We start from the raw sequence: 11,149 nt of genomic DNA, 5'->3' as shown, positions 1-11,149 counted from the left end.
ATTTAATGTAAACACTAGCTGCAAGCCTATGTAAATTTCGCTGCATTTTTCTGCACTTTCTGCTTGCAAAAAACAGATCACCAGTTCTACACTCTTGGATTTATGGTATTGAGATGTTTCATATTTTATAGGATTGCCGTCATCATCCTTTCCCCACTTGATTTTCTCTTTGTATCCATACTTCATTGTGTATTTTTCTAGCAAGTGGAATAACAGCTCCCTTTCTTTTGGATTAGGTAGCTTCACGTCCATTTTGTAGTCAATTCTTGTGAGAGTATGCGAATCAAAATATTCAGAGTGTCCAAGATGTCTGATAAGGAATTTTCGTATATCTGATTCTATCAAATCATAATCATCTTCTATAACCTCTCCTCTATTCAACATTTTGACAGCATCCACTTTCAAGTGTAGATTCCAGTCCCCATCTGCACGACAGCTAATCCAAGTAATAGAATATGCTGGGAATTTCTTTTTTACTCCACAGTTAAGTTTTTTAACCGCAGCCCCAAAGTAATCATACTTGTTGAGGTTAACACCATACATGGAAAATAGGTGTTGAATATCGTGATATTCTACGAGCAACATCAATTCGAATGTGTGAATCAATTAAACCATCTCCTTTTGTTTTTGTTCACGGGAGCAAGGAAACCCTTTGTTATCAAGGGTTCTCTTAGTTTCGTCTTTCCCGTCCCTAACTAATTTATATGACTTCTCAACACATTGATAGGTACCAATGTGATTGTTAAGTAAAGCATCCTACTGAAGTTGTAAAGAAAATATTCAACAATGTCCTCACAAAATAGTTCAACAACATTACAGCAAGTGCATAATAGTAAAGGTTCAGTATTTTCCTTTTATCTAGTAGATTACAGGTATATGACTACAAGAAAAAAACCGTAAAAGCTGTATGCTTACGGTTTCGTTTATTGGCTTTCATTTTCTTTTGATGTCTTTTGATAGTAGTTATTATTCTATGTTATTGATACTTCCTCGAACCTAAAAATTTTGATTTATGCCATTCTCCTAATTATGATAGAAACATAACAAGATTTTACAATGAAAGGAAGGAAGTTTACCTCAATAAAGTAAATCATAAGTTACATTTCCGTCGAACACCCTCAAACCTTATGACTTTGAAATTCCCCACTCAATTATTTTAAAATGAGAATCTACAATAAATAAAAACAACAGGAGGAAAACATCATGACCCTCGAAAGAATCTTCAACAATCAATCCCCAATTACCCTCGAAGACATTTTCCAATCCATTTTGAATGAAAAAATTGACGCACTCATTAAGGAATTCTATGATAATACTAAGGTGAATTCCACTGACTCTTCTAACGAGAAAGGAGAGGAAGTGGCATGAGATCAGCAATTTACATTCGTGTCTCAACAAACAAAGAAGAACAAAAACAGTCCCTTGAAAACCAAAAAGAATTGTTTATGAATCTATTATCCGAGAAGGGATGGGACTTATTTGATATATATTTAGACATTGAGTCTGGAACGAAATCAAAGAAACGTCCTGCTCTAAAACGGATGATTGAAGATGCAAGAATGAAGAAGTTCGACATTATTTTGGCAAAGGAATTATCCAGATTAGCCAGAAATGGACAATTATCTTATGAAATTAAAAATCTAGCAGAAATTCAAGGTATACACATCCTCACCATGGATGGTGCTATTGACACACTATCGGGAAATACTCAGATGTTTGGACTATACGCTTGGATGTATGAACAAGAATCCCAAAGAACAAGTGAACGTGTGAAGACTGCTCTACAAATCAGAGCAAAGATCGGTAAATTTAAGGGTTCCATTCCACCCTACGGATATTATGTTGAGAATGGAGTTTTAAAGGTCAGAGATGATTCCACTCCTGATGTAGTACGTCAAATATTCAACTCTTATCTTTCAGGTAAAGGATTTGACAGAATTGCGAGGGAGCTATTAGAGGAGGGTATAGCAACTCCTTCTGAAATTGCAGGAAAGAGAAATTCTAGCTCACTATGGCATGGGTCTACCGTTAGAAAAATACTAGAAAATCAACATTACATTGGTAATCTAGTTCAACAAAAGGAAACTTCCATTAGTGTAACAACTGAAAAACGTAAAAAGATTGATCCAGCAAATTATGTTGTCATCGAAAACACACACAAGCCTATTATCTCTAAAGATGATTTTCATGTTGTTCAACAGTTAATCTCTGAAAGAAAACGTAAACGACCATATGCAAAAAAACATCTCTTCACAAATATTTCCTTTTGTGCTGATTGTGGTAAGAGTATGCATTATAAAGCCAATCGTAAGGGATATATTTGTGGGGCATACAATAAGTATGGTCATACAAAATGTTCAGATCACCATGTAAGAGAAAATGGACTGATTGAGGCAATTTCAAATGATATAAAGCAAATGTTTTCAGCACTCTCTACAAAATCTATTCAAAAAGACATTGAGAAAAAGGTTGCAAAATTCATTCAGCGGGATCAAAAACAACTCACTAACATTCTCAAGGAGATAGAAAACATAAAGAAAGACAAAACGACTGCACTTCGCATGAAAATACGGGGTGAAATCCAAGATGAAGAATACAGATTGCTCATTGAGGATAATGGTATCCAACTCGCTAAACTAACTGAGGAAAAGTTAAAATTAGAAAAGGGATTGCTTCAACAAAAACAAACGATTGATTTTACAAAACTAATCCAACAAATTGAACGGTTTGTTCAAAACCCTGTTCTTGACGAAGAAATGCTTCACAAACTAATAGAAAGAATTGAAATAAAAGAAGATGGGAGTCCGAGAATCCACTACCGATTTTCGGACCCTTATATATCTTCTATTTTTTTACGAGCAACACACAGCACTCGACGTGTGTCGTATGTGGAAACATATCGACCGGCTGCACTTCCAGCGTCGTATATCCCCCATCCTCTAAAATCCGAAGATCCCGGGCCAATGTTGCTGGGTTGCAGGAGACATACACCACCTTTTTTGGCTTCATGTCCATAATCGTCTTGAGCAGTGCCTCATCGCAGCCCTTACGCGGCGGGTCCACCACTAAAACATCCGCAGCATTCCCTTCCTTATACCATCGCGGAATCACGGCCTCCGCTTCCCCAACCGCAAACTCCACATTCGCTATTCCGTTCAACTCTGCATTCCGGCGGGCATCCTCAATAGCTTCCGGCACTATTTCCACTCCAAAAACCTTCTTAGCCTTTTGAGCTAAAAACAATGAAATGGTACCGATTCCGCAATATGCATCAATGACCCTTTCCTCGCCCGTTAATTCCGCATACTCCAGCGCTTTATCATACAGCACTTTAGTCTGTACCGGATTTACCTGGTAAAAGGATAATGCTGAAATCGCAAACTTCACATCGCCGATATAGTCGTAAATAACCTCATTTCCCCAGAGCACCTTTGTTTTTTCACCCAAAATGACATTTGTGCGTTTGGAGTTCACGTTATGCACAATGGACTTTACCTTGGGCAGCCGCTCAACTATTTTCTCCACGAGCTCCTTTTGATCCGGGAAATCGGCTGTTCTCGTAATCAGCACGACCATCAGTTCACCTGTCCGCTTGCCGTACCGGGCCATGATATGGCGCAGAACCCCTTTATGGGACTCCTCATCATAGGCAGAAATCTCTAGCTCGGTGCAAATTTCCTTCACCGCTTGTACCGCTTCATTGACTTCCGGCAGCTGAATCAAGCTTTCCTCCGTATCGACAATCTCATGGCTTCTTGGCTTAAAAAAGCCGGCGATTAGCTTGCCGTCTTTTTCACCTATCGGCACCTGTGCCTTATTCCGATAATACCAAGGATCGTCCATTCCGATAATCTGATGGACGGTCACATTCTCCAGCTTGCCAATCCTAGTCAGCACCTGGCGGACCTGGTTTTCCTTATACTTTAGCTGTCCCTCATAGCTGATATGCTCAAGCTGGCAGCCTCCGTATTTGTTCTTTTCACTGCTCGGAATATCGACCCGATAAGGGCTTTTTTGGTAAATCTCAATTAACCGGCCAATTCCGTAGCTTTTATTTACTTTAATGACCTTGATTTTTGCCTGTTCACCGGGCAGCCCGCCCTCGACAAACAACGGGTAGCCATCGACCTTGGCAACACCTGCCCCATCATGGGTTAAATCTTCAAATACTACATCTATGTAATCATTTTTGCTAACCGGCAATGTTCTGCTCATTCGCTTCTTCCTTTACTCCGTAATAACTAGACAGATTGTATCACAAAGCGGCGGACAATGCGAAAGCCCGGAAACATGGTGAATGATTTGATTCATTTGCCTATAAAAATCACTTTTCCGATTTTAAGCCAGTCTTCACCAAGTAGAATTATTTTATATTCGAAAACCCTGATAAATCGTTTCTATTCCCTATTACCACTAATAGATCACTGGAATGAATAATTTCATCCGGAGAGGGCGAAACTATGATGCTTCCATTTCGAACAAGGGCGATCACACTGATATTATACTTGGCACGAAGATCAAGCTCCCGCAAGCTCTTTTCCGCCATACTCAAAGGAATGTTGATTTCTTCTATGTTATATTCTTTTGACAGCTCGATATAATTTAGCATATTAGGCGAAAGGAGCTGATTCGCGACCCGTTCACCCATATCTCTTTCGGGATAGATAATCCAGTCCGCGCCCACTTTTTCCAATAACTTTCCATGCCGTTTTCCTATGGCCTTGGCAATAACTTTTTTCACTCCCATTTCTTTGAGCAGCAAAACAGTTAAGATACTGGATTGCATATCATCGCCTATGGCAACGATAACGCAGTCAAAATTGGTGATCCCTAGCGACTCCATTGCTTTCTGTTCCGTCGAGTCCGCCACCGCAGCATGAGTGACAAACCGCTCTGCATCCTCCACTCGTTCTTCATCCATATCTATGCCTAAAACTTCCTGCCCAGCTTCATTCAATCTCCAAGCAACACTTGTTCCAAATCTTCCTAAACCAATTACTGCGTACTGACTTTTTGCCATTTTATTTCACACTTCCCTGCTATTGTTTTAATTAACCAATCATGATGTTTCCTTTTGGATAACTAACTGAATCCTTATTGCGCCTTTTGGTCATGGCGAAAGCCAATGTCAGCGGGCCCAGTCTTCCGGCAAACATAGTAAAAATAACAATGATCCGTCCAACGGGGGATAATTCTGGGGTTAACCCCATGGAGAGCCCCACCGTGCCAAAGGCAGAAGCAGCCTCGAAAAGATACATAATAAAATCGTGTCCCGGTTCTGTTATGCTAAGAAACATGGTAATGACGACCACAATGATGATCCCAAAGGTTGCGACCGTCATTGCTTTTAAGATGGTTTCAAACACAATCTTGCGTCTAAATATAACAACCTCCTCTTTTCCTTTCACTTGAGACCAAATGCTGGCTGCTAACACAGACACGGTCGTCACCTTGATTCCCCCTGCTGTAGAGCCTGATCCAGCCCCAATAAACATCAAAAAAACGGTCAGAAACAAAGTGGAATGCGTCAAATCTCCAATCGGCAATGTATTAGAACCAGCCGTCCTAGGAGTGACAGATTGATACAAAGAGCCCAATACTTTTCCTGTTCCCGATAAAGGAGCTAATGTTTTCTGATTTCCATACTCAAAAATGAAGATGAGCACAGTCCCCGCAACGAGCAGAATGGCGGTTGTCACCAATACGATCTTGGAATGGATCGATAACCGATGCGTGTTACGGTACTCATAAAGTTCGTTTACCACCATGAAGCCTAAACCGCCTAACACAATTAATGTGGATACAGTTAAGACAACGGTTGGGTCATCTACATAACCAGTTAAACTTCTAAACTCGCCCATTAAATCAAAGCCTGCATTATTAAAATTCGATATAGAATGGAAAAAACCGTAATAAATAGCTTTTCCTGCCGGCATATCAAAAGAAAAACGAATCGATAAAATGAGTCCGCCAACTATTTCAAAAAAGGCCGTAAATATTATTATTCTTTTGGCAAATTTGACTAGCCCCCCAATCGAAAAATCATTAAATGCTTCCTTTAGGACCAGCCTTTGTTTTAAAGAAATCTTTTTCCCTAATAGCACAAAGAAAAAGGTGGCAAATGTCATAAACCCTAATCCGCCTATTTGAATGAGCGATAAAATGACTACTTCGCCAAACATCGAAAAGGTGTCCCCTGTATCAACTACTACAAGTCCTGTCACACATGTGGCAGATGTAGAGGTAAATAACGCATTTAAAAAGGAAAGGCCTTTTCCATTCTCTGCAGCAATTGGCAGTGTCAGCAAAATCGCCCCGATTAAAATGACAATCGCAAATCCTAAGACCAGAATTCTTGGGGGATTGAAATAATCAATGATTTTTTTCATAACTTTCTCCTATCCGGTTTAATTGGCATGAAAAAAGCTTTTCTTAGATTTCCCTTAATCTTCCTCCATCACTCATTATACTACTGATAATATCCACATTCCGGTTTGTAAAGGACACTAATTGCAGTGTTTTAAGAAGACTAAGCTTTTTGACAGCTATTCCTATTCTTTTGGCCCCTAAAAATGGGCATAAAAAAAACACCTTTAAAAAGGTGGTCTTCTGACCTCCTTCGCTTGTAGCCGACGAAGTTAGCTGACGGGTTAGGACGGCGAAAGAGTGTATCATCCCTTCTACAAATCTGCAGAATTCACCCCCAAAATCATGGGTCCTCCGTTCCCAAATAGGATTAGGCATCATATGAAATTTTTTCCTATGAACAAGATAATACTCCCCAAGTAAATAATTGTAAAGAGGCTTTTCTGTCTATCATGGATATGAATTTTCTTTTCTACCTATACGGATCCCGTTCAAGCGGGAAAGTGCAGCAGCGAAATGAACCTCCAGCTTTAATCATTTCCGAAAATTTTAATTCAATTACTTCATATCCTCTTTCTCTCAGCTGCCTGTTCACCTCTTTGTTTTCAGGTATACTAAACACTTTTTTGCTGCCAATGGAAAGAACGTTTGTCCCCAGACTTTTTTGTTCCGCTTTGGATACTTTGATGAGACTGTATTTTTTCGATAAAAATGCCTCTGCTTCCTCGTCCATTTCACCCTGATACAGGAGTGCCTCATCGGGAGATATTATATTAAAAATACAATCAAGATGAAGGAATTTATCCCGAAACGGAACAGCCATCACTTGAAAGTCGGGCAGCAAATGTTTCATATGCCGAATGGATTGTACCGTTGTCCGATCGCTTAATCCGATAAAAACAAATCCATTGTCAACGATTATATCCCCACCTTCTATATGATCTTGAGATAAATCTGAATACAGGACTTGCTTTTGGTTCAGCCAGCTTTTCAAAAAAGCTTCCTCTTTTCGTCTTCTCTCTTTCTTCATTTCCGTAATGAAAACTGTATTCCCCACAACAAAGCCTATATCCCGAGTAAAGACTTGCTCTGGATGATGGGGATCAGCGCGAAGCAGGATCACTTCAACCCCAAAATGCTCTAATGCCACTATCAATTCATCGTGCTGTTTTTGGGCCGTTTTAATATTGATGTTGTTTGAGCTATCGGCTCCTTTTGGCAAGGAAAGAAAGGCTGGCTCACACATGATCACTTTTTTTAATGCACCGTATTCATCAAATGACCTAGGTGATAGGGTTTCTTTGGACATACTTTACCATTCTCCTTTTGAAAAAGTATTTTATCATTTGATTTAGCGGCATTCGGGATTCATTATGATTTCAATCTTTTTATTTTTGCTACACCTAGTGCAAAATGACTCCAAAGTATATTCTCAATTAATTCAGCTTCTGATTCTTCACAATCAACAATTAAGATGACTTCAGAGTGCTTGCCTTTTAAGACTCGTTTCTTTTTCTTAAAAACCAATTCTAGAAAAAGCCGAATAGAGAATCCCAGAACGAAACCAGCAAATGCCCCTATCAATCCCCAATAAATCGGACCCCAAGCCAATTTAAACCCTATGCTTGCTCCAATGACTGAAAAAGCGGTGGCAAGTCCCATACCAATATCAATGAGGGAGGTGCCATCTGAACGGTGCAGCGTATCAAAAATCTTACGGTTTTCTGCCCGGTTATCGAGAGGGACCGCAAATATGCTCTCTTTTGGAATCCCTCTCTTTTCCAATGTTGAAATGGCCATCTCTAAAAATCCATTCGTTTCAAATGTTGAAAAAAGCTGCAAATATATCACTTCACTTTTTGTCCTTTTAGGATTTGAAACCCTTCCGATTGATAGTTCTCGGTTAAATGATTTCTTAATTCTTTTTCGAAAAGTTTGTTATTTTCAACCGTATTTATATAAGAATCATAAACGGCAAACCCATAGTGGGAAGGGATGAAAAGGAGCCACTCAGGCTTTAAAACAGAGGTAGCTTCTTTTACTTTGCCTAAAATCAAGAGGAAAATAGCTTCTTGAACATGCGAAAAATAATAAAAGACTACTAACCATACAATGACAAAAATAGCCGTTAAAATCCGATGAATATAAAGCTGGCCTAAACCAGGAATAAACAATGACCACATAACAGCCACAACAGGATTTCGTTTATCCAGGTAGTTAATCTCTAAAGCGCCTAGTGAAAATGAATTGAAACGGTGTTCTTCCCGCTCGGCCAAAAGATAAACCCTGTTCATATCTACGGTTGTCCGATAACTGTCCCAGATGCCAAAAAGGTATACGGGAATATACATAAGTAGCCACCTCGTGTTTAGTACCTCTTTGGCCATGTCTATATTTCCTTGAAAGGAATAAATCATCGCAGAATTAATATGTGCTTGGATATTAACAGCCACTTCCCAAATGAATAAGGCATATCCTCTAAGATATTTGGATAAAAGCAGATGCCCAAATCCCGGAAAGGCGGCGGACCACCAAGCAATTATATAAGGGTTTCTCAAATGCAATTGTGTGGTTCCCAAAATACTAACATGGGCCACATATCTTCTGGCGGTATTGTCATTTGTATAGTTATCCATTTTATCCACCTTAGGAATTGATAATATTATATTTCCAAACGCAGCCTGTGTTTATGCCCGCCCCAGTTAAGTTAACCTTCCCAAATCATGCAAAAGGCCGTCACATGACGGCCTCAAGTCCTGTATTCTATATGCTATTTTGCTTTAGAAAGGTATACACCATTTGCAATAGCTCCTATTACCCCAGTTACAGCAAATAAATAGCTAATAAACATAGTTGTATCAGAAGGTGACCCAGCAAATATTCTAGCAATGCCAGTAACAAAAATTAGCAAACAGCCAACAAGGGCAATGACGGTTCTAGCTCTTCTTTTCATCATTAACCTCCCTTAAAGTGCATTTCTTCCTGTCTCTTTCTCAACGCCTTTCTTGCATGTACTTCAACCATTTTTTTAATTTTTGACTATAAAGGAAATAGCCTGTTACAGAAGCAGCCGTTACACCGACAGACAGATATAGAATAAGTCCATGTGAGACATAGTCGCCTGCCCCTATTCCTATCAATCCGAGAAGGGATAAATAAAAGCAATATTTCTTGTTATTTTCATAGATGATAAACTGAAAGTGTCTTCTTTGTTCACTTTCCTTTAATTTCTCTAATGTTTTGGGTGTATCCAAAAATTCCATAATGGAATGAAAAAACTTAAAGATTGGCTGCGATTGGATCCATTGCCAAACAAATGCCCATTTGCTATTCCCTTGTTTATGAATCCACTCCATGAAAATAGGCTTTCCTAGTTCGATAAGTTCTGCATCAGGAGCTAAGCTGCGGATAATCCCTTCGATTGTGACGAAGGATCGCCCTAGAAAAACAAACCTTGTTGGAACTTGAATCGGAAGCGTTTTAATCACATCGTTTAATTCCATTTTGAATGCCATCAGATTCATTTCTTTTAATTGAGTGGGATCAAATGAAGTAAACTCCGCTAATAGCTTTTCCACAATTCTAGTATCGGCCTCAGGAAGCAAAAATCCTAAATCCACGAGGCAATCCACAGCTTTGGAATAATTTTTAGCCAGAAAGCTTTCAATTAAAGCCTGAAAATGGGCAGCATCCTTTTTAGTTATTTCCCCTGCCATTCCAAAATCAAGTAAGATAATTTTCCCCTCTTTTGAAACAAATAAGTTTCCTGGATGTGGGTCTGCATGGAAGGTTCCTGGCTCCAGCCATTGAGGAAGGAACACCTTTAAAAGCCTTTGAGCGATTTCTCGGCGGCCAACTGCTATGTGCTCCAGCTCTTCCATATCGGTGAGACGCATTCCATCAAACCATTCCATCACCAATACATTGGATGAACTAAGTTCAGGAAAAACAGAAGGAATCTGTACTATATCCATATCCTTGAATCGATCTCTAAAATACTGAATGGTCTCAAGTTCTTTGGAATAGTCAAGCTCTTGTTCAATCACCTGCTTTAGTTCTTTAAACAAAACTCTGAAATTAATAAATCCTTTAGGAATGGGAACGAAGTGATCCGCAAACCAAATGATCATACTTAAGATGCGAAAATCGGTTTGTACAACAGAATCAATATTAGGCCGCTTCACTTTAATGGCAACCTCTGTTCCATCTTTGAGAGCGCCTTTATACACTTCACCAATAGATGCCGAAGCAACAGCAGTTTTATCGATAAAAAGGAAATTTTGTTCTAAAGAATTTCCCCACTCAGCTTCTAAAATTTCCTGAATTTCCATCCAATTGGATGGAGGAACCTTATCTGTGAGATCCTCAATTTGATGAATAAAGGCATGGGGCAATAAATCTGCACGAGTACTCAGTATCTGTCCAATTTTGATGAGCAGGCCTTCTAATTCAAACAGTGTTTTTCGAAACTGTTCTCCTATCTTTCCCCACAGTTTCTCCCACTCTGTTTTCGGTTTCCTGCGGATTTTATACCAATAAATTTTAAGGAAAATCATTAACGCCATAGATAACACTCTGTACATTCGATATATTTTATTTTTTGATTTCATATGATTCCTCACCGTTTGATGTACCAAATGGCTCAATATCCTAATTGCTAATAATGAATAAAAAAAAAGCCGTCACCAATGGGCATAATATTCCCTTGGTGACAGGCTCCTCCGGTACACTTCAATTATTTTAATACCCATATATTATCACGCTGGTAAAAATATGGCAACAT

Annotated in this window: 9 protein-coding genes, 2 pseudogenes and 1 riboswitch; of the genes and pseudogenes, 2 read left to right on the top strand and 9 right to left on the bottom strand. The window is 39.2% G+C overall.

Annotated features, from left to right (window positions below; all coding sequences use genetic code 11):
* Positions 1-606 (bottom strand): annotated as a pseudogene (locus NFS43_RS21380) (hypothetical protein); the annotation flags it as partial.
* Positions 607-1,203: 597 nt separating this feature from the next.
* On the opposite strand from NFS43_RS21380, the gene NFS43_RS21375 reads away from it, so the two are divergent.
* Together NFS43_RS21375 and NFS43_RS21370 are read left to right on the top strand one after the other, a co-directional pair.
* Positions 1,204-1,368, top strand: coding sequence for a hypothetical protein (locus NFS43_RS21375; RefSeq protein WP_251554862.1), 165 nt, complete (start codon positions 1,204-1,206; stop codon positions 1,366-1,368).
* Positions 1,365-2,402 (top strand): annotated as a pseudogene (locus NFS43_RS21370) (recombinase family protein); the annotation flags it as partial. The gene NFS43_RS21375 and the pseudogene NFS43_RS21370, both read left to right, overlap by 4 nt.
* A gap of 442 nt (positions 2,403-2,844) precedes the next feature.
* Here the strand turns inward: NFS43_RS21370 and rlmD are convergent.
* From rlmD to NFS43_RS21330, 8 genes are all read right to left on the bottom strand, one after another.
* Positions 2,845-4,215 (bottom strand): 23S rRNA (uracil(1939)-C(5))-methyltransferase RlmD, encoded by a 1,371-nt coding sequence (rlmD, locus tag NFS43_RS21365; RefSeq protein ID WP_251554861.1) that lies wholly within the window; start codon positions 4,213-4,215, stop codon positions 2,845-2,847.
* A 148-nt stretch (positions 4,216-4,363) separates the two neighbouring features.
* A complete protein-coding gene (locus NFS43_RS21360; RefSeq protein ID WP_251554860.1) occupies positions 4,364-5,020 on the bottom strand; it encodes a potassium channel family protein in 657 nt (218 codons plus the stop codon).
* A gap of 31 nt (positions 5,021-5,051) precedes the next feature.
* Positions 5,052-6,389 carry a TrkH family potassium uptake protein gene (locus tag NFS43_RS21355; RefSeq protein ID WP_251554859.1) on the bottom strand — a complete coding sequence of 446 codons (1,338 nt, stop codon included), beginning with the start codon at positions 6,387-6,389 and terminating at the stop codon, positions 5,052-5,054.
* Between the two features lie 223 nt (positions 6,390-6,612).
* Positions 6,613-6,753, bottom strand: a riboswitch (cyclic di-AMP (ydaO/yuaA leader).
* An 85-nt stretch (positions 6,754-6,838) separates the two neighbouring features.
* Positions 6,839-7,675 carry a dimethylarginine dimethylaminohydrolase family protein gene (locus NFS43_RS21350; protein WP_251554858.1) on the bottom strand — a complete coding sequence of 279 codons (837 nt, stop codon included), beginning with the start codon at positions 7,673-7,675 and terminating at the stop codon, positions 6,839-6,841.
* A 62-nt stretch (positions 7,676-7,737) separates the two neighbouring features.
* Positions 7,738-8,208 (bottom strand): hypothetical protein, encoded by a 471-nt coding sequence (locus NFS43_RS21345; RefSeq protein ID WP_251554857.1) that lies wholly within the window; start codon positions 8,206-8,208, stop codon positions 7,738-7,740.
* Between the two features lie 5 nt (positions 8,209-8,213).
* Positions 8,214-9,002, bottom strand: a complete 789-nt coding sequence (locus tag NFS43_RS21340; protein ID WP_251554856.1) for a hypothetical protein — start codon at positions 9,000-9,002, stop codon at positions 8,214-8,216.
* Between the two features lie 134 nt (positions 9,003-9,136).
* A complete protein-coding gene (locus tag NFS43_RS21335; RefSeq protein ID WP_251554855.1) occupies positions 9,137-9,319 on the bottom strand; it encodes a hypothetical protein in 183 nt (60 codons plus the stop codon).
* Between the two features lie 40 nt (positions 9,320-9,359).
* Positions 9,360-10,949, bottom strand: coding sequence for an ABC1 kinase family protein (locus NFS43_RS21330; RefSeq protein WP_251554854.1), 1,590 nt, complete (start codon positions 10,947-10,949; stop codon positions 9,360-9,362).
* Positions 10,950-11,149 lie beyond the last annotated feature (200 nt).

Origin of the sequence: Neobacillus muris (assembly GCF_943193175.1) — a bacterium.
In the GTDB taxonomy this organism is placed as follows: Bacteria; Bacillota; Bacilli; order Bacillales; family Cytobacillaceae; genus Neobacillus; species Neobacillus muris.
Note: the sequence above shows the minus strand (reverse complement) of the source record. Positions and strands in the feature narration are given on the sequence as shown.

Bases quoted from the DNA above. Each gene is read 5' to 3' on its own strand.
- NFS43_RS21360 (WP_251554860.1), bottom strand. From the start codon at position 5,020: ATGGCAAAAAGTCAGTACGCAGTAATTGGTTTAGGAAGATTTGGAACA.
- NFS43_RS21355 (WP_251554859.1), bottom strand. From the start codon at position 6,389: ATGAAAAAAATCATTGATTATTTCAATCCCCCAAGAATTCTGGTCTTA.
- rlmD (WP_251554861.1), bottom strand. From the start codon at position 4,215: ATGAGCAGAACATTGCCGGTTAGCAAAAATGATTACATAGATGTAGTA.
- NFS43_RS21330 (WP_251554854.1), bottom strand. From the start codon at position 10,949: ATGTACAGAGTGTTATCTATGGCGTTAATGATTTTCCTTAAAATTTAT.
- NFS43_RS21350 (WP_251554858.1), bottom strand. From the start codon at position 7,675: ATGTCCAAAGAAACCCTATCACCTAGGTCATTTGATGAATACGGTGCA.
- NFS43_RS21335 (WP_251554855.1), bottom strand. From the start codon at position 9,319: ATGAAAAGAAGAGCTAGAACCGTCATTGCCCTTGTTGGCTGTTTGCTA.
- NFS43_RS21375 (WP_251554862.1), top strand. From the start codon at position 1,204: ATGACCCTCGAAAGAATCTTCAACAATCAATCCCCAATTACCCTCGAA.
- NFS43_RS21340 (WP_251554856.1), bottom strand. From the start codon at position 9,002: ATGGATAACTATACAAATGACAATACCGCCAGAAGATATGTGGCCCAT.